Here is a 17,262-nt window from a genome sequence, read left to right as displayed (position 1 = left end):
GCGCGGCGCGACACTCACCTGACCGCGCCCGCCCGGCGCATTCCGGAGATCCGATGGAATCGCACACCACCGTATCGTCCCGTCCCGCGATCCCCCGCACCGTGTGGGTGCTGGGATACGTCAGCCTGCTGATGGACCTGTCGTCGGAGCTCGTGCATGCGCTGCTGCCCGTGTACCTGGTGACGACGATGGGCATGAGCGTCGTCGCGCTCGGCGTGCTCGAGGGCGCGGCCGAGGCGACCGCGCTGATCGTGCGGATTTTCTCGGGCGCGATCAGCGACTGGCTCGGCCGCCGCAAGGCGCTGCTGCTCGCCGGGTACGGGCTCGCCGCGCTGACGAAGCCGCTGTTCCCGCTCGCGCACGGGCCGGGGCTCGTGATCGCCGCGCGCCTCGTCGACCGCTTCGGCAAGGGCATCCGCGGCGCGCCGCGCGACGCGCTCGTCGCCGACGTCTCCCCGCCCGAGATTCGCGGCGCGTGCTACGGGCTGCGGCAGTCGATGGATACCGTCGGCGCGGTCGGCGGCCCGCTGCTCGCGATCGCGCTGATGTTCGTGTTCGCAGATCACATCCGCGCGGTGCTGTGGTTCGCGTCGATCCCCGCTTTCGCGACGCTCGCCGTGCTGCTGTTCGGCGTGCGCGAGCCCGCTGCCGCGCGGGCGAACCGCTCCGGCCCGTTCCGCTCGCCGCTCGACCGGCGCGCGCTGCGCATGTTTTCGGCACGCTACTGGTACGTCGTCGCGATCGGCGCGACGTTCACGCTCGCGCGCTTCAGCGAGGCGTTCCTCGTGCTGCGCGCGCAGCAGACCGGGATGGACGTCGCGTGGGTGCCGTCGGTGATGGTCGTGATGAGCCTCGCGTATACGCTGTCCGCGTATCCGGTCGGCGTCGTGTCGGACCGGCTCGACCGGCGCGCGCTGCTCGCGATCGGCATGGCGCTGCTGATCGCCGCCGACCTGCTGCTCGGCGCGCGCGCCGATGCCGCGACGGTGCTGACCGGCGTCGCGGTGTGGGGGCTGCACATGGGGTTCACGCAGGGGATACTCGCGGCGATGGTCGCCGATACCGCGCCGGCCGAATGGCGCGGCACCGCGTTCGGGCTGTTCAATCTCGCGAGCGGGGTCGCGATGCTGCTCGCCAGCGCGATCGCCGGATGGATCTGGCAGCGCTTCGGCGCGCCGGCGATGTTCTTCACCGGCGCGGCGATCGTGGTCGTGCCGCTGGCGATGTGCGCGTTCGCGCCGGGACGGCCGGAACGCTGACGCGCACGGCGCGTTTGCCGTGCGCGGTGGCCGAACTTACTGCGCCGGCTGCATGCCCTGCGCGGCGGCCTTGCGTTGCGCGGCCTGCTCCTGCGCGTGCTGCTTGGCCAGGTGATGGCCGACGATGCAGCCGCCGACCGCGCCCACCACCGCATGGTGGCCCGCGTAGTGGCCGGCGACCCCGCCCACGACCGCGCCCTTCATGCAGCCCGCCGCATGTGCGCTGCCGATCGTCGCGAGCGCGACGCCGGCGGCGAGCGCCAGTTTCCCGATGTGTCGAATGGTGGTCATGCGATTCCCGTCCTTGTCGTTGTGAACCTTCATTGAGGCCGGTGGTGATTGATATCAATCCCAGCGGCCGCGATCGCGCCATTCACGTTGACGCCACTCGTGCTCACGCCATTCGTGGCGGCGCCACTCGCGTTCCCGCCATTCGCGGGCGCGCCAGTCGTCGTAGCGATAGCCGACCGGCGCGTACGTGACGGGCGGCGCATACGCAACGGGCGGCGCGACGTACACCGGCGGCGGGGGCGCATAGACGCCCGGCACGCCGATGCCGACCGCGACGTCGACGTGGGCCGATGCAACGCCCGACACCGCGAGCGCTGCCGCACCGAGAACGGCACCGATGAGAAGTTTCGTGTTCATCCCGCGACTCCCTGCACTTGACGTGCTTCCAGTGAATACGGTTCGGAGTGTAGGCGGGAGGCGGCGATACAGGTGCTACGGGTCTGCGAGACTGGTAACGGGCGTTTACGCGTTGCGACGCAGCCCGTCGTCACGCACGAATGTCGCCCGGGCTGCGCAGCCAGTGCACGCTGAACAGGCGCGCGTCGTCGGTCCACACGGCATCGGGCTCGAAGCCCGCGCGCCGCGCGATCGCGTGAAAGCCGTCGACGGTGAACTTGTACGAGTTCTCCGTGTGGATCCGCTCGCCGGCATCGAAGCGGAACGTGCGGCCGCATACGCGCACGGCCTGCGCGCGCATGCTGACGAGATGCATTTCGATGCGCTGCCGTTGCGGATCGTAGAACGCGTGATGCGCGAAGCCGTCGAGATCGAAATCCGCGCCGAGCTCGGCGTTCGCGCGCGCGAGCAGGTTCAGGTTGAACTCCGCCGTCACACCCTGCGCGTCGTTGTACGCACGGTGCAGCGTGGCTTCGTCCTTCACGAGATCGGCGCCGACCAGCAAGGCGCCGCCGCGCAGCAGCCGCGCCGCGTCGCGCAGGAACGCGTCGGCTTCATCCGGCGAGAAATTGCCGATCGTCGAGCCGGGAAAGAAGCCGATGCGGCGACGCGGCTCGGCCGCCAGCGCGGCGAGCTGCTCGGCCTTCGTGTAGTCGGCGGCGATCGGCGCGACGTCGAGCCACGGATACGCGGCGCGCAGGCGCGCGGCCGCCTCGTGCAGGTAGTCCGCGGAAATGTCGACCGGCACGTAGCGCGCGGGCGCGCGTTCCGCCGAAAACGCGTCGAGCAGGATGCGGATCTTCGCGAGCGAGCCCGCGCCGAACTCGACGATGTCCGCGTGCGGGCCGACGCGCCGCACGATCTCCGTCGCGTGCGCGCGCAGGATGCCGAGCTCGGTGCGCGTCGGGTAGTACTCCGGCAGCGCGCAGATGCGGTCGAACAGCACGGAGCCCGCCGCATCGTAGAAATACTTCGGCGGAATGCTGCGCGGCCGGCGCGACAGCCCGTCGATCAGGTCGCGCTCGAATGCGACGGGCCGCGGATCGCGGGCGGATTGCAGGCCACCGCTCGTGGCCGTCAGGTCAGACGTCTCGCGCAAGTCGGACTCCCGTGAATTGCCAGCGCGCGGCCGGCGGAAAGAAGTTGCGGTACGTCGGCCGCGCGTGGCCCGGCGGCGTCGCGATGCTGCCGCCGCGCAGGACCAGCTGGCCGACCATGAACTTGCCGTTGTATTCGGCCGCGATGCCCGCGAGCGGCCGGAAACCCGGATACGGGTCGTAGGACGAGCGCGTCCATTGCCACACGTGTCCCGTCATCTGCCGCACGCCGTCCGCGCCGCATGCGGCTTCCCATTCGAACTCGGTCGGCAGCCGCGCGCCCGCCCATTCCGCATACGCGGCCGCCTCGTAGAAGCTCAGGTGGCACACCGGCGCAGCGGGCGCGAGCGGCTCGACGCCATGCAGCCCGAACGCGCGCCATGCGCGATGCGGCGCGTCGCGCGGCGCCGCGTCGGCGTCGTCGTCGAGCCAGTACGCGGGCGCGCGCCAGCCGTCGCGCTGGACCGTCGCCCAGCCGTCCGACAGCCAGAACTCGGGGCGCGCGTAACCGCCGTCGGCGACGAACGCGGCGAACTCCGCGTTGGTCACGAGGCGATCCGCGATTTCGTACGGCTGCACCAGCGCCGTATGCCGCGGCCGCTCGTTGTCGAACGAAAAGCCGTTGCCGTCATGGCCGATCTCGACGAGCCCGCCCGGCTGGCGCAGCCAGCGCGGCGCGCCGGCCGTTGCGCGCGGATCGACGTCCCTCGCGCCGTCGCGCGGCCGGAACGCCGGCCGCAGCGGATTGCACGAGAACGCATGCAGCATGTCCGTGACGATCAGCTCCTGGTGCTGCTGCTCGTGCTGCAGCCCGAGCTCGATCTCCGGCGCGATCGCTTCCAGCAGCGCCGCATCCGCGTTCGCGATCGCCGTCAGCATCGCTTCGTCGACGTAATGGCGGTACGCGCGCACCTCGTCGAGCGACGGACGCGTCAGCAGCCCGCGCTGCGGCCGCGGATGGCGCGGGCCGAGCGATTCATAGTAGGAATTGAAGAGAAAGCGGTACGCGTCGTCGAACGGCGCATAGCCCGCGACGCGGCGCGACAGCACGACCGTCTCGAAGAACCACGTCGTGTGCGCGAGATGCCACTTGGCCGGGCTCGCGTCGGGCATCGACTGCACGGCCTGGTCTTCGGCGGACAGCGTCGCCGTCAGCTCGACGCTGTGCGCGCGAACGTCGCGGTAGCGGCGCTGAAGCTGGGATGCAAGGAGGCTCATCGGTTCACCGTCCACGTCGCGATTAGCTGCGTTGCCGGAAAAGGAAGCCCCGCGCTCGGTGCGCGCGACTGACGTGCGACCTTCGATGCTGCGACGGGCAGGACCACTGATGCGGCGTCGATTCGTCCGCCCGTGCAAAGCAGTATGGCCCAGAAATGTGAATGTCGCGACCTGCGATTGGAATGAAACGGCGACGCAAGAGGAATGAAAGCCTTGATCGTTGCGACGCTTGCGCGCGCATCCGGTCGCCTGCGGCCCGATCGTGACGGCCATGTGACGACGCAATCATCGGAAGATCGGTAGCCGCACGCACGCCGCAAAAATTTTTTTGCGCGCATGTCACACACGCGGGGGGCTCGCTCGTCATGTCATCGAAACCCAACCCAAGGAGATGAAACCATGACTGCCAAACTCGACCCGTTCGCCGCCGCCCCGTCGCTGATGAAGAACTGGATGAGCACGTCGCTGGCCGCCGAGGCGAGCCTCGAGCCGACGCTGATCGAGCTGGTCAAGGTCCGCGCCTCGCAGATCAACGCGTGCGCGAACTGCATTAACATGCATACCGCCGAAGCGCGCGCGAAGGGCGAGACCGAGCAACGCCTGTACCTGCTGTCCGCGTGGCGCGAAGCGCCCTGCTACACCGAGCGCGAACGCGCGGCGCTCGGCTGGACCGACGCGCTCACGCGGCTCTCCGAAGGCCACACGCACGAGCAGGCGTACGCGGCGCTGAACGACCACTTTACGCAGGAGGAACAGGTGAAGCTCACGCTGATGATCAACGTGATCAACGGCTGGAACCGGATCGCCATCGGCTTCGGCCTGTGGGTCGAACCGGCCGCGGCGCAGGCTGCCGCATGACGCAGGCGCGCGATCCCGCCGCAGCAACGAACGCAACGGACGCGGCGACGAGCTTCGACCCGCTGCGCCGCCTGCTCGTGCGTGTCGCCTACCGGATGCTCGGCTCGGTCGCCGATGCCGAGGACATCGTGCAGGAGGCGTTCATCCGCTGGATGGACGTCGATCGAAGCGAGGTGCGCGTGCCCGAGGCGTTCCTGCGCCGGATGGTGATGCGACTGTGCCTCGACCAGCTCAAATCCGCGCGGCATCAGCGCGAGACCTACGTCGGCCCGTGGCTGCCCGAGCCTGTCGTCGAAGAGGACGAGCAGGAGGACGTCACGCTGCCGCTGATGCTCGCGCTCGAACGGCTGTCGCCGCTGGAGCGCGCGGCGTTCCTGCTGCACGACGTGTTCGGCCTCGAGTTCGACGAAGTGGCCGCGACCATCCGGCGTGAGCCTGCCGCATGCCGGCAGCTCGCCGCGCGGGCGCGCACGCACGTGCGCGAAGCGCGGCCGCGCTTTCACGTGGAGAAGCAGCGCGGCGTCGAGATCGCCGAGGCGTTCTTCGCGGCGTCGCGCAGCGGCGACATGCGCGCGCTCGGCGCGCTGCTCGCCGAGGACGTGAGCCTGCATGCGGACGGCGGCGGCAAGCGCCCGGCGGCCGGCGAGCCGGTGCTCGGCTTCGAGCGCGTGATGAAGGTCCACGAATACCTCGCGGAGCTGTTCCGCAAGAACGCGTCGACGCTCGTGCGCGCGGGCTTCATCAACGGGCTGCCGGGCTTCGTCACGCTCGAAGCCGACGGCGAGCTGCAGACGACCGCGCTCGAGATCGAGGACGGCAAGGTCGCGGCGATCTACGTGGTCCGCAATCCGGACAAGCTGCGGCATCTGCATTGACGCCGCGGCGGTGCATCACCAGTAGTACTGCAGCGACTGCGCCCACTGGCTGCGCGGATACGCGGCCTTCAGCGTCTTGAACCACTGCTTGCGCGTGCGGGTCGGAATGTCGTTGCCGCCGCACTCGCTGTAGCCCGCCGGCGCGAAGCAGCTCACCGCGCGATACAACGCATACGCGCGATCGTCGGCCGGCGCCTGCGCGTTGCCGATCACCTTCCGGTAACTGTCGATCCGCGCGTAGGTGCCGCCCTGGAACTGCGACGGCGCGCTGCCGAGCGACGGCGGTGCTTTCTTCGACGCCCACGTGCGCGGGTCCGCCGGCGATCGCCCGAACGACGGGTCGTCGTTGCCGTAGACGGGCGGATGGCGCCGCACGAATTCGGCGACGCAGTTGTGTCCCTTCGGATCGGCCGGCGTCCGCTTCAGCGTCGCGGCGATGTCGCGGATCGACGGACACACGTACTCGTCGCCGCTGACGCCGCCCGTCTGCACAAAGGCCTTCAACGCGTCCGACGGCTTGGCCGGCACGAGCGCCAGGTCGTCGAGGAACGTCGCGTAGTGGCCGCGCGTCAGTTCCTTGTACAGCAGCGTGGCCAGCGCGATCTCGCGCAGCGCTGCGTCGCCGGAGCGGCTTTGCGCCTCGCGGCGCAGCAGGTCCGCGTCGGCGTCGTGCTGCAGCAGGATCGAACGGATCGCCGGGCTGCGGATCGGCGAACCTGCCGCGAACATCGGCGCGATCTGCCCTGCCCGCTCCAGGTTGATCGCGAGCGCGAGCTCCAGCGCCTCGCGCTGCAGCGGATATTTCGCGAGCGGAATCAGCCGTTCCCACAATTGCCGCGCCTGCGCAGGCTGGCCGCTGTCCTCGAGCGCGAAACCGCGTAATGTTTGCTGGCTGAGGGCGAGGTAATCGAGCGGCGCGCCGGGCGACGACGGCAGCAGCGCGAGCGCCTGCTGCGGCTTCTTGTCGACGTACACGTGGTACGCGGCCAGCAGGTAGTCGTGCAGCGCCGGCGCTGCGGCGAAGCGCGGCTTCTGCGCACGCAGCTCGTCCAGCGTCAGTGGCTTGGGCTTGCGGTCGCTCCAGTACACCGTGTCCGTGGACCGCATGCGCATCAAGTCGACGAGCGCGAGCACGGCGGGCGACTGAATGCGGCTCGTATCGTCGCCGAGCGACATCAGCATCTTGCTGTCGAGCTCGTTCGCGAGCTGGCCGAGCGGGACGTTCGACGCCGCCGGCGACCAGGCGGCGAACGCCTTGTCGTAGACGGCGGCCTGCCGCGCCGTGTCGCCGCCGAGCCACGCGATGCGTCGCTGCAGGCCGAGCGCGGACGCCGCGTAGCGGCCGTGCGGATACGCGTTCAGATAGCCGCGTAACGCCGCGTCGGCCGCGTTGAGCGCGGCCTTGTCGACCCGCTCGGGTTTCATCGCGTAGTTGTCGGAACCGAACGCGTCGGCCTGCGCGACGTTGAGCCGCGCACGGCCGACCATGTACAGCGCGGCTTCCTTCAGCCACGGATCGGCGCTGTCGCGCAGGCCGTCGAAGGTCGTGGCCGCGCCGTCGAAGTCACTCGCGTAGAACGCGTGCGCGCCGTCGAGGTACGCGGCGAACTGCTGGCCGAGCGGCGACTGGAGGCCTGCCGGCTTCGTCCAGCCCGCCCCTGCCGCGTTCGCGCCCGGTGCGCAGGTTTTCACCATGTCGGCGCGGGCCGCGCGCAGGCGCGCCGCATCGTCGCCCGAGAGCCCCTTCGCCGCGTCCAGCGCGTCGTTGAACGCCCGGGTGCCCGACGACGCGCTGCGGCAGATGCCGCCCTCGCCGTCCGCGTAGGTGTCGGATTGCGCGCCGTCGGCGATCTGCATCGTCGTCACCTTCTGGCCGATGTCGATCCATCCCGAGAAGTCGTACGAGAACGGCACCGCGAGCCGCGACGCGCGGTCCGCCGGCGCGACCGAGGCCGGATTCGGGAATACGTCGCTCAGCTTGCTGCTGTCGGCCATCAGCAGCATCGCATTGATCCTCGTGTCGTTGGCCGGGCTCAGGAACGGCACGCCTGCGCAGGTGTATGCGTCAAAGCGCAGCGTCGCGCCGGGATCGCAGCCGAAGTCGCCACTCGCGTGGGCGGCAGCCGCGGGCAGCAGGCTCGCAATCAGTGTCGCTATGACACGCTGCGGCCGCCATGCGGCGATGCGGTTGGAAGTCTTGGTATTGATCTTGGCCATGCTTGGCATGCTCTCAGTCGGGCGCGATGCGCGTTGTTGTTCTGTTGCACCCGCAATCGAGCGGCAGGCGGCGCGGCCGCTGCGTCGGGCGCCTGATTCTAGCAGCCCGTCATTGAAGCAAAGCGGTTGACGGCGCCGGTCGAGCGCGTCAAGAATGGCCGCGACGACGACTTTCGACAGGACAGTGCACGCAGCATGACGACCGCAATTGACCTCCGCGAACGGCACGACTGCTGGGTCGTGATGTCCGACCTGTTCGTCGACAACGAAGTCGATTACGCGTATGTCGCCGCGTCGCTGCGCGAGCGCTGCCCGAACCTGTCGCACGCCGCGCTGGAAGCGGCGTTCTTCGACGAAGTCGCGCCGGTGCTGGGCAGCAACCTGCTGACGCCCATCCCGCCCGTGTGGCTCGCGTTCGCCGACGAAGACGTGATCCGCGAGATCTCCGTCTGGCTCGACCAGCAGCAGGCGTCCGCCTTCAGCCGCTTCGAAGCCCGCTGCGGGCGCGCGATCCGTCGCCGCCGATGCATCTTCCGCAGCATCTGGCAGGCGCTCGATCGCGAGCTGACGGCGTTGCGCGCGCCGTAACGCCGGCCGCGCAACGCCCCTCCCCTTACTCGACCGTCACCGACTTCGCCAGATTCCTCGGCTTGTCGATATCCGCGCCGCGCACGCACGCCGCGTGATACGCGAGCAGCTGCAGCGGCACGACGTGCAGGATCGGCGACAGCAGCCCGTAGTAGTCCGGCATCCTGAGCACCGACACGCCGTCGCCGTTGTCGATCCGCGTATCGGCATCCGCGAACACGTACAGCTGCCCGCCGCGCGCCCTCACCTCCTGCATGTTCGACTTCAGCTTTTCGAGCAGCATGTCGTTCGGCGCGATCGTCGCGACCGGCATCGTGTGCGTGACGAGCGCGAGCGGCCCATGCTTCAGTTCGCCCGCCGGATACGCCTCCGCGTGGATGTACGAGATCTCCTTCAGCTTCAGCGCGCCTTCGAGCGCGATCGGATAATGCAGCCCGCGCCCGAGGAACAGCGCGTTCTCGTGGCGCGCGAATTCCTCCGCCCAGCGTGCGATCTGCGGCTCGAGCGCGAGCACGTCGGCGAGCGCGTCGGGCAGCCGCCGCAACTGCGTCGCATAGCGCGCGAGCTGCGCGTCGTCGACGCAGCCGCGCAGCCGCCCGAGCGTGACCGACAGGATGAACAGCGCGACGAGCTGCGTCGTGAACGCCTTCGTCGACGCGACGCCGATCTCCGGACCCGCGCGCGTGAGGAAGCGCAGGCTGGTCTGCCGCATCATCGCGCTGGTCGGCACGTTGCAGATCGCGAGCGTGTCCGGATGCCCGAGCGATTGCGCGTACTTGAGCGCCGCGAGCGTGTCCGCCGTCTCGCCCGATTGCGACACGACGACCACCAGCGTGTTCGGCAACGCGAGCGCGTCGCTGTAGCGGTATTCGCTCGCGATCTCGACCTGCGCGGGCAGCCGCGCGATCGTCTCCAGCCAGCGGCGCGCGGTGAGCCCCGAGTAATGGCTCGTGCCGCACGCGAGGATCAGCACGTTGTCGATCTGCTCGAAGATGCGCCGCGCGTCCGGCCCGAACACCGCGGGGTCGAACAGCCCCGCATCGGGAATCGTCGCCGCGACCGCGCGCGGCTGCTCGAAGATCTCCTTCTGCATGAAGTGGCGATACGGACCGAGCTCGACCGCGGCGTCGCCCGACGTCACCGTCTGCACCGGGCGCTCGACCTGCACGCCGTCGCGATCGAAGATCCGCGCGTGGCCGGCCGTCAGCTCGACGATGTCGCCTTCCTCGAGGAAGATGAAGCGATCTGTGATGCCGGCGAGCGCGAGCGCGTCCGACGCGACGAAGCACTCGCCGTCCTTCAGCCCGACGACGAGCGGCGAGCCGACCCGCGCGCCGACGAGCCGCTGCGGCTCGGACTTGCTGAACACCGCGATCGCATACGCGCCGTGCAGCTGCGAGGTCGCGTCGCGCACGGCCGCGAGCAGGTCGCCGCGATACACGCTGTGGATCAGGTGCGCGACGACCTCGGTATCGGTCTGGCCGTCGAATTCGTAATGCTCGCCTGACAGTTGCGAGCGCAACGATTCGTGATTCTCGATGATGCCGTTGTGCACGAGCGCGATTTCGTCGCGCGAGAAGATCGGGTGCGCGTTGCAGGTCGCCGGCGCGCCGTGCGTCGCCCAGCGCGTGTGCGCGATGCCCGTGCTGCCGGAAAGCCCGGCGCTCAGCACGTGCGCTTCGAGATCCGCGACGCGCGACACGCTGCGCTCGCGGCGTGCCGCGCCGTCGACCACGGTCGCGACGCCGCACGAGTCGTAGCCCCGGTATTCGAGGCGGCGTAAGCCTTCGATCAGAATCGGAACGATGTTCCGTTGCGCGACAGCGCCGACGATCCCACACATGACGCGTTACCTCCAGTGAAGTGAGCGGTGCCGCGCGCATGGACGCTCGGCGCGCAGGCGAAACGATTCGCGATGACGGCCGCGGCCGTCGTGATGCTGGTGTGCAGTTGCGCGATGCGCCCGCGCGGCGCGCGTCAGCGAGCCGTCCCTTGGCCCGTGACCGGCGCAGGGCGACGTTGGCGGCGCGGTCGCGGCCAGCGGCAGCGAGCGCAACAGCACGCGGCACGGCAACGGCCGGCCCGGCGTGCGACACGCGCGTGCGCCGTGCGCACAGCCGCTCGCATGCGAGGCCGCGCGCCGGCCGGGCGGGGCGCGCGTCACGAGGCGACGGGCGTCGCGGCCGTGCTGGCTCGCGTTGCGGCGCGGTGAAGCGGGTTCGCGAAGATGACCGTCGTCGTCGACGGGCGGTGCCGACGGATCGACGGAAGCGGCGAGGGCGCGCGGCGCGCTTGACGCACACGCACGCGCAAACCGGTCGCAGCAGATCGCGCCCGCGACGATGTGCCAGGCCGGCAGCGGGCAGGGCGACGCACACAGGAAGCGGTTGGGGCAACGCGGCAGCGCACGCACGTTGCGCGCGCAGACGAGCAGCGCCGCGAGCCACAGCCACGCGGCGGAATACGGCGGCGGGAAGACGAAATCGCGGCAGGCCGGACACGCCAGCGCCGCATCGTATGCGGCGAGCGCGCAGGCAAGCGCGACCAGCAACACGTCGTCGACGCAGAGCGAACCCGCCCGACAGTCCTTCATCGTTCGTCCCCGTATCCGCGCCGGGATCGCCGTCGCGGACGTACAGGATTCAACGGGAGCCGGTGGAGCGCGCATCGATCCGCGCCGCCGCTTTTTCGCGTGCGGCGCCGCCGATGCCGACCGCTCACACCGCCCCCCGGCCTCGTGTCAGTCGCATTCAACCGTCCCGGTATCTACGGCTAGTCGTTCAGGCATTGGGACGGGGCACACCCCATTGGAAGCAAGGGCCGAGCCATCGCGCGGCGCGCCGTGTCCGGCAAGGCCGAATCGCGTGCCGGCCGAGGCCCGGATTACGCAGTCGACAGGTTTTTGATTCATCTGCGTATCAGCCGTCTGCGCGACCCGAGGAACGTTCTTTGCGGGAGCCATCACCGGCATCACGCCTTCGCCGCGCCTTGTGTGCAGGGCCGCAACGGTTCGGCGCACGCCTGTATGCAGCTCACCGATTGCCGTCGCGAGACGGCCGCGGAAAGGGCGCCGGATGCCCGTTTCATGGACGCAACGTTTCGCTCCGGCCGCGCGTTGCCCGTACCGGCATGGGGAAAATCCCCATGAGCGCGCAACGGCCGCCGATGCCTGCGGTGTCGCGTCTCGCGCATTGCCGAAGCAGCAGCCGTGCCGACTCTCGGTCGTCCGGCATTCGTCAGCGGACACGCGCCGATTGCCGCGTCGCGCCGGCCCGGCGCGCGCCGCGCGTCGTATCACGTGTGCAACGTTCCGTCATGCCGGAGCGACGACCGACCACGCCGCACGACGCGGCCGCCGGATGCGGCGCGGCTGGTTTGAAATTTGCGTCATCCCGCATGACGCCGCCCGCACCTGCATTCGCGGCGCGGCGAATCATTCAGCCGGCGGGACGGCCGGCATGACGAGGTACGACACATGACATGACTTGCCACTCGCCACGAGATGGCGGGTACGAGGACGCTTCGCCAGCGCATGCCCCCACGACGAAACGATCCCCGGGCCCAAGCCCTTTGCGCAGCGCTGCCCACGGCCGCGCTGCACCGCCGATTCACCCGTGCTTGCGCGCGGGGGCGGACTCCCGCGCCAGGACGAATCAGGGAGCGATTCGAGGTTCGACATGCGGAAATTCCTGTTTGTGCTCGGCTCGCGCCAGGAGGCGGCCGGGATGGCGCCGCTCGTGCGCGCGCTGAAGGCTCACGGCAACATCGACGCGAAGGTTTGCGTCACGGTGCGGCGGCGCGAGACGTTCGACCCGCTGCTCGCGCTGTTCGACATCACGCCCGACTACGCGCTCAACCTGACGGATTCGAGCCACGCGCAGGCCGACGCGACGTCCGGCCTGCTGCGTGCGATCGGTGACGTATTCGACCGGCTGCGTCCGGACACCGTGGTGGTCTACGGCGACACGATCACGACGCTGATGGTCAGCCTCGCGGCGTTCTACCGTTATCTGCCGGTCGCGCACGTCGAGGCGGGCCTGCGCAGCGGCGACATCTGGTCGCCGTGGCCCGAGGAGCTGAACCGCCGCATCACCGACGCGGTGTCGACCTGGCATTTCGCGCCGACCGAGCGCGCGCGCCGCAACCTGTTCAGCGAGGGCGTGCCGGCCGACAGCGTCGTGCTGAGCGGCGACACGCTGATCGACGCGCTGCAGGGCGTGCGGCGCATCCTCGAACGCGACGAGGCGTTCGCGCGCACGATCGTCGAGCGCTATCCGTTCGTCGCCGGCGACAGCCGCATCGTGCTGGTGTCCGGCCACCGCTTCTACAGCGGCGACGTGCGCGCGTGCTTCGGGCATGCGCTGCGCCTCCTCGCGAGCCGGCATCGCGACGTGCAGTTCGTCTATGCGCTGCATGGCGAATCGGGCGTCGACGAGCCGATGTGCGCGCTGCTCGAGGGCATCGCGAACCTGCACGTGATCGAGCCGCCTGCGTACCTGTCGTTCGTGTTCCTGATGTCGCGCGCGCACTTCATCATCACCGACTCGTGCGGCATCCAGGAGGAGGCGCCGGCGCTCGGCAAGCCGGTGCTCGTCACGCGCGACACGTGCGAGCGCCCGGAGGCGGTCCAGGCCGGCAATGCGCGGCTCGTCGGCACGGACGCGGAGCGCCTCGTCGAAGAAGCGTCGCGGCTGATCGCTAGCAACAGCGCGTACGACGAGATGGCGCATGCGAGCAATCCGTACGGCGACGGCCAGGCGTGCGAGCGGATCGTGCCGGTGTTGTTGAGCCGGCCGCGCGCGGCGCCGAACATCGTGAACTACGGAATGGGATCGGGAGAGATGCCGTTCAACGCGCTGGCGCTGGGACTGCATGCGCTACGCTCGGCGTAAGACGGCCTAAAAAGAAAAACGCCGCGCGGACTTGCCGCGCGGCGTCTGATCGTTTGGCGAGCCGCGTTGCCTGTGGGCAATGCACGCTGCCGGACCCCTTCTTTTGTGCGTTGGTAGGCTCGATTGGACTCGAACCAACGACCCCCACCATGTCAAGGTGGTGCTCTAACCAGCTGAGCTACGAGCCTAAGAAGCCGCAAATTATAGACACGGTTGGTGCGGAGCACAAGTGTTTCGATGCAAATTTTTTTGGATCGGGGTGTGCGGCACGGGCGGGCATGCGTATGCGTTGCACAGGCAAACGCGTCGGGGGCGTCAGGTTATCCACATTTCCCTCTGGATAACCGTTTCGCAAGCCTCTGGACTCACAGTGGAACGATTGAGGATATCTGTGCGGCCTGTGCAACGCGCCAAAAGTTGTTCTGTGCTTCACAGAGCTGTGCAGGCGAATTTCGTGCGGTTATGAATTCGGCATCGCGTTGATTTTCCAGTGCATTTGTGGAGTTATCCACAGCGCGGAGCAGGGCTTGTTAACTACTACTACGTTTGTATACATATCCAGTCAAAACCATTGGAGAACCACAGGGCGGTGACTGTGATCGGTGCACAAACGGCGTGAAATGCTGTGGCCAGCACCCGCGAGCGGTGCGAAATCCTCTGTAGAATCGCGCACATCGACGCAGCGGACGCTTTTCCCATCACGCCGGCAAACAGCACGGCGCGGCATCGGATCACAGAAAAGATCGTCCGCTCGATCACGAATCTCCTGCACATGAACGATCCGCTGACCGTTTTGCAACGTTGGTACGCGTCCCGCTGCGATGGCGTTTGGGAGCATGCGCACGGTATCGAGATCGCCAATATCGACAATCCGGGCTGGCGCGTGAAGATCGATGGCGCATCGGCCGGCAAGCCGCTCGACCTGCATGTGGAGCGCGACGAGATGGACTGGATCTCGGTCCGCGCGACCGACACAGCGTTTGCCGGGTATGGCGGCCCCGGCAACCTGCCTGAGCTGCTGGCGCTTGCGGCCGACTGGATCAAGGAGGCGTGATGCGCTGCCGATCGTTCTGGATGACGGGCGCTCGCCGATGAAGATGCGCGATCTGGCGACCCATGTCGATTTCGGGGCTGTGGTTGAGCGAGACGACTTCAGCCGAGCGGCACGCGACGTGCTCGCCCAGGCCATCGCACAGGGCGGGCTGGACGAGCGGCTGCGACGCGACTGGAATCTTGACGAATACACCCGCATCGGCATGAGTGGGCTGCTGGCGCTGAGGATCGGCCTGTTCGACGAACAGTGCCGCGAACATCATGGCTTCGTCGAAGCGAAAGCGGCGGTCGACCGGCTCGACGACGACGAGCGGATCGTCTGGTTCGTCGTCGATACGGTGACGCATCTCGTCGTGTCGTTAATCACCGTTGCGGACTACGTGGTGATCGGCTGCATGTCGTTGCGACGGGTGAAGCGGAACGATTCGGGCGTTGCACCGCACGCGGACGAGCGGCAATGACAACCCAGGCCAAGCAACTGGATGCGCTCGATATTGATGTCGTGGTGCATCGCCTGCAGCAGCATCCCGGCGACATCGTTCTCGAACAACGCGTATCGATCCCCGAAGCCGACGTCTTGTGCTGCCGCTACAAAGGCGAGCGGTTCAACGTGAAATTCGATCTCGACTACGGGGTGTTCGTCGACCGGATCGGCGCGTTGTCGGACAGCGATATGGCCGACATCGTCCGGTGGCTTGTCGCGTGAACGAGGGAACATGAATGTCGGTAATCAATTGTTCGGTACATGGCCGCGACAGCGGCGTCCATCTGACGCGCACCGCGGCTGCGCTGCTTTACGGCGATCGCGACGAATGGGCGGCCGCCAGCCGGCTCGTTGCGCTGACGCTCGAAGACGAAGGCGTCGAATGGCGGTGCTTCATCCTCGAATCGGACGGGCCGGCGGTCGTCGCGCTGGGCGCGGTGCGTGATGCCGACGGGAACTACCGCATCACCGGCGAGGACGCGGTGTGGGCGGCGCTCGATCTGATGACGGCAACGTGCCACGGCTGCCTGATGGAAATGAAACAGGCGCAGGATGATGCGCGCAGCGGAGATCGTTGATGGGGCCGGTGCTTTGTCATCGTCACGGTGTCCGGTTCTTCAGGAAGGCGTCGAACGGGATCGGCGCGCGCATCCGCACGCGTGGGCGCTTCGCACCTGGCGAACTGATCAAGGTGTCGCTCGACCGGCCCAAGGGCAGCAAGGTCGCGTGGATGCTGCGTGCGGATCTCAATGCGCATCAGGTCGATGCGAAGTACGTCGACAACGTTGCGCATGTGACGGCATTTCCGCAGATCGCCGCCCTCGAACGCGCGTGGACGCATGTCTGTCCTGCGTGCCTGGATGAACTGCTGGTGAGGTCCGGCGAAGTGCCGGATGCACCGACGTCGGACGCGCAGGCGTTCGATACGTCGGTCGTGGCCGAAGGCGTGACGTGCAGCGGGTCGATCGCGCAGTGCGAGCTGCATGGGTTGATCTTTCCGACGCGATCATCGCCGGACATCGAGGAGGCGATTCTGACGATCGACGTGCTGCGCGAGGTTCGCGTGGTTCGGGTCGTCGATGCTTCAGTGGCGCATGAGCCCGTGTACTGGTTCGATGAAGCGTTTCTCCGGAGGGTATTCGGGCCCGACATCGGGATCGCCGAATCGACGTTCCGGCTGGAAAGCCGGGCCGCTTTCGTGAAGCTCTGGAATGCGGGGGAGCGGGTTTGTCCGGTCTGCTTGCGTGACGTGTTGCGGCGTAGCGGTGTGGTGGGGGCCGATACGCCGGCATGAAAGTCGAGGTGCGGGAAGCCGATGGCGCCGTGATGCAGGTTGTGAATATCCGGTAGTGAAGGGGGTGAAAATGCTGTGCCTGCGATGGCCGGTGCTTGCCGAAGCGTGTTCGGCGGTATGAGTGGATTGTGTCGCTCGACGTCGCTTTCAGCTGCGACATCTCCAACACCTTCGCGCTGCACGATATGGAATGCGCTTCGATCCATCATTTGCGTTGTGGATATGCGGCGCGGAACAGAATGAAAACGCTGTGAGCGCGATCGTCTTTACCAGATGCACGCGTCATACGACGCGGTGCGTCACATGATCGAGTCGACGGTTCTGTCGTTCAAGTTGTGGACAACCATGCGCAAGAAGAATTGAAAATGCTGTGCCTGACTCGATCGCAAGCGCGTGCGACGTGATGGACGTTTTGCGACGTCTTCGGCGACGCGTCGACCGCAAAGGTGTGGACAATCGATCGCAGAAGCAGTCGGAAATTCTGTGTGTGGTATCGTGCGCGACCGCGCGCATCCGCCTTGCGATGCGGATTCTGCGACGCGATCGGATGGGAGCAGGCGTCCGCGCGTTGGGCGCTGCGCTGCCGGCTATTTCTCGAAGAGGCCGCGCCAGGTCGAGGGCGAGAGGCGGTCATGTTGTGTCGGTCGATGTGGATAACCGGCCTGCGAAATGACTCGAAATGCTGTGAATTGGAAAGGTGAGGGTCGATGCCTGCGGTTGACCACATTGCGTCAATCGGC

General features: G+C 67.9%; 17 protein-coding genes and 1 tRNA gene. 10 read left to right on the top strand and 8 right to left on the bottom strand.

Features of this window, described 5'->3' with window-relative positions:
* The first annotated feature begins 53 nt into the window (after positions 1–53).
* On the top strand, positions 54–1,259 hold the full coding sequence (locus HWX31_RS26885) for an MFS transporter (protein ID WP_174961788.1): 1,206 nt from the start codon (positions 54–56) through the stop codon (positions 1,257–1,259).
* A 36-nt stretch (positions 1,260–1,295) separates the two neighbouring features.
* Here the strand turns inward: HWX31_RS26885 and HWX31_RS26880 are convergent, their stop codons facing one another.
* The 4 genes from HWX31_RS26880 to egtB all read right to left on the bottom strand — a co-directional run bounded on the left by HWX31_RS26880 (position 1,296) and on the right by egtB (position 4,261).
* Positions 1,296–1,550, bottom strand: coding sequence for a hypothetical protein (locus HWX31_RS26880; RefSeq protein ID WP_084899326.1), 255 nt, complete (start codon positions 1,548–1,550; stop codon positions 1,296–1,298).
* A 54-nt stretch (positions 1,551–1,604) separates the two neighbouring features.
* A complete protein-coding gene (locus HWX31_RS26875; protein ID WP_059658362.1) occupies positions 1,605–1,907 on the bottom strand; it encodes a hypothetical protein in 303 nt (100 codons plus the stop codon).
* A 130-nt stretch (positions 1,908–2,037) separates the two neighbouring features.
* Positions 2,038–3,045, bottom strand: coding sequence for an L-histidine N(alpha)-methyltransferase (gene egtD, locus HWX31_RS26870; RefSeq protein WP_174961790.1), 1,008 nt, complete (start codon positions 3,043–3,045; stop codon positions 2,038–2,040).
* Positions 3,029–4,261, bottom strand: coding sequence for an ergothioneine biosynthesis protein EgtB (egtB, locus tag HWX31_RS26865; protein WP_174961792.1), 1,233 nt, complete (start codon positions 4,259–4,261; stop codon positions 3,029–3,031). Before egtB ends, egtD begins: the two co-directional genes overlap by 17 nt.
* Positions 4,262–4,660: 399 nt before the next feature.
* On the opposite strand from egtB, the gene HWX31_RS26860 reads away from it, so the two are divergent.
* Positions 4,661–5,119 carry a carboxymuconolactone decarboxylase family protein gene (locus HWX31_RS26860; protein WP_174961794.1) on the top strand — a complete coding sequence of 153 codons (459 nt, stop codon included), beginning with the start codon at positions 4,661–4,663 and terminating at the stop codon, positions 5,117–5,119.
* The gene (locus tag HWX31_RS26855) at positions 5,116–5,994 is read left to right on the top strand and encodes a sigma-70 family RNA polymerase sigma factor (RefSeq protein WP_174961796.1); all 879 of its coding nucleotides are present in this window, start codon (positions 5,116–5,118) and stop codon (positions 5,992–5,994) included. Before HWX31_RS26860 ends, HWX31_RS26855 begins: the two co-directional genes overlap by 4 nt.
* Before the next feature lie 15 nt (positions 5,995–6,009).
* Here the strand turns inward: HWX31_RS26855 and HWX31_RS26850 are convergent, their stop codons facing one another.
* Entirely contained in the window at positions 6,010–8,211 is a 2,202-nt protein-coding gene (locus HWX31_RS26850) for a PA5441 family protein (RefSeq protein ID WP_174961798.1), read from the bottom strand.
* A gap of 195 nt (positions 8,212–8,406) precedes the next feature.
* Here HWX31_RS26850 and HWX31_RS26845 point away from each other — a divergent pair, with 195 nt between their 5' ends.
* On the top strand, positions 8,407–8,799 hold the full coding sequence (locus HWX31_RS26845) for a DUF7079 family protein (protein ID WP_174961800.1): 393 nt from the start codon (positions 8,407–8,409) through the stop codon (positions 8,797–8,799).
* 25 nt (positions 8,800–8,824) lie between these two features.
* Here the strand turns inward: HWX31_RS26845 and glmS are convergent, their stop codons facing one another.
* Together glmS and HWX31_RS26835 are read right to left on the bottom strand one after the other, a co-directional pair.
* Positions 8,825–10,642, bottom strand: coding sequence for a glutamine--fructose-6-phosphate transaminase (isomerizing) (glmS, locus tag HWX31_RS26840; protein ID WP_174961802.1), 1,818 nt, complete (start codon positions 10,640–10,642; stop codon positions 8,825–8,827).
* A gap of 6 nt (positions 10,643–10,648) precedes the next feature.
* Entirely contained in the window at positions 10,649–11,392 is a 744-nt protein-coding gene (locus HWX31_RS26835) for a hypothetical protein (protein ID WP_174961804.1), read from the bottom strand.
* Positions 11,393–12,476: 1,084 nt separating this feature from the next.
* On the opposite strand from HWX31_RS26835, the gene wecB reads away from it, so the two are divergent.
* Positions 12,477–13,691, top strand: coding sequence for a non-hydrolyzing UDP-N-acetylglucosamine 2-epimerase (gene wecB, locus HWX31_RS26830; protein ID WP_174961806.1), 1,215 nt, complete (start codon positions 12,477–12,479; stop codon positions 13,689–13,691).
* Between the two features lie 111 nt (positions 13,692–13,802).
* Here wecB and HWX31_RS26825 read toward each other — a convergent pair.
* Positions 13,803–13,879: transfer RNA gene (locus tag HWX31_RS26825), tRNA-Val, on the bottom strand.
* A 437-nt stretch (positions 13,880–14,316) separates the two neighbouring features.
* Between HWX31_RS26825 and HWX31_RS26820 the strand changes: the two genes are divergently transcribed.
* From HWX31_RS26820 to HWX31_RS26800, 5 genes are read left to right on the top strand one after another with little or no spacing between them, the layout of a single operon-like run.
* A complete protein-coding gene (locus tag HWX31_RS26820; RefSeq protein WP_174961808.1) occupies positions 14,317–14,745 on the top strand; it encodes an immunity 53 family protein in 429 nt (142 codons plus the stop codon).
* Positions 14,746–14,782: 37 nt separating this feature from the next.
* Positions 14,783–15,205, top strand: coding sequence for a hypothetical protein (locus tag HWX31_RS26815; protein WP_174961810.1), 423 nt, complete (start codon positions 14,783–14,785; stop codon positions 15,203–15,205).
* A complete protein-coding gene (locus HWX31_RS26810; protein ID WP_059609527.1) occupies positions 15,202–15,450 on the top strand; it encodes a hypothetical protein in 249 nt (82 codons plus the stop codon). The genes HWX31_RS26815 and HWX31_RS26810 overlap by 4 nt, the downstream gene beginning before the upstream one ends.
* Before the next feature lie 14 nt (positions 15,451–15,464).
* The gene (locus tag HWX31_RS26805) at positions 15,465–15,806 is read left to right on the top strand and encodes a hypothetical protein (protein WP_059609528.1); all 342 of its coding nucleotides are present in this window, start codon (positions 15,465–15,467) and stop codon (positions 15,804–15,806) included.
* Entirely contained in the window at positions 15,806–16,522 is a 717-nt protein-coding gene (locus HWX31_RS26800; protein WP_174961812.1) for a hypothetical protein, read from the top strand. Before HWX31_RS26805 ends, HWX31_RS26800 begins: the two co-directional genes overlap by 1 nt.
* Positions 16,523–17,262 lie beyond the last annotated feature (740 nt).

It is taken from the genome of Burkholderia ubonensis, from assembly GCF_902833085.1.
GTDB classification, from domain to species: Bacteria; Pseudomonadota; Gammaproteobacteria; order Burkholderiales; family Burkholderiaceae; genus Burkholderia; species Burkholderia ubonensis.
Note: the sequence above shows the minus strand (reverse complement) of the source record. Positions and strands in the feature narration are given on the sequence as shown.

What these genes read in the sequence shown, in the direction of transcription:
- HWX31_RS26845 (WP_174961800.1), top strand. Translation starts at nt 8,407, where the DNA reads ATGACGACCGCAATTGACCTCCGCGAACGGCACGACTGCTGGGTCGTG.
- HWX31_RS26800 (WP_174961812.1), top strand. Translation starts at nt 15,806, where the DNA reads ATGGGGCCGGTGCTTTGTCATCGTCACGGTGTCCGGTTCTTCAGGAAG.
- HWX31_RS26875 (WP_059658362.1), bottom strand. Translation starts at nt 1,907, where the DNA reads ATGAACACGAAACTTCTCATCGGTGCCGTTCTCGGTGCGGCAGCGCTC.
- glmS (WP_174961802.1), bottom strand. Translation starts at nt 10,642, where the DNA reads ATGTGTGGGATCGTCGGCGCTGTCGCGCAACGGAACATCGTTCCGATT.
- wecB (WP_174961806.1), top strand. Translation starts at nt 12,477, where the DNA reads ATGCGGAAATTCCTGTTTGTGCTCGGCTCGCGCCAGGAGGCGGCCGGG.
- HWX31_RS26805 (WP_059609528.1), top strand. Translation starts at nt 15,465, where the DNA reads ATGTCGGTAATCAATTGTTCGGTACATGGCCGCGACAGCGGCGTCCAT.
- HWX31_RS26855 (WP_174961796.1), top strand. Translation starts at nt 5,116, where the DNA reads ATGACGCAGGCGCGCGATCCCGCCGCAGCAACGAACGCAACGGACGCG.
- HWX31_RS26810 (WP_059609527.1), top strand. Translation starts at nt 15,202, where the DNA reads ATGACAACCCAGGCCAAGCAACTGGATGCGCTCGATATTGATGTCGTG.
- HWX31_RS26835 (WP_174961804.1), bottom strand. Translation starts at nt 11,392, where the DNA reads ATGAAGGACTGTCGGGCGGGTTCGCTCTGCGTCGACGACGTGTTGCTG.
- egtB (WP_174961792.1), bottom strand. Translation starts at nt 4,261, where the DNA reads ATGAGCCTCCTTGCATCCCAGCTTCAGCGCCGCTACCGCGACGTTCGC.
- HWX31_RS26885 (WP_174961788.1), top strand. Translation starts at nt 54, where the DNA reads ATGGAATCGCACACCACCGTATCGTCCCGTCCCGCGATCCCCCGCACC.
- HWX31_RS26850 (WP_174961798.1), bottom strand. Translation starts at nt 8,211, where the DNA reads ATGGCCAAGATCAATACCAAGACTTCCAACCGCATCGCCGCATGGCGG.
- HWX31_RS26815 (WP_174961810.1), top strand. Translation starts at nt 14,783, where the DNA reads ATGAAGATGCGCGATCTGGCGACCCATGTCGATTTCGGGGCTGTGGTT.
- HWX31_RS26860 (WP_174961794.1), top strand. Translation starts at nt 4,661, where the DNA reads ATGACTGCCAAACTCGACCCGTTCGCCGCCGCCCCGTCGCTGATGAAG.
- HWX31_RS26880 (WP_084899326.1), bottom strand. Translation starts at nt 1,550, where the DNA reads ATGACCACCATTCGACACATCGGGAAACTGGCGCTCGCCGCCGGCGTC.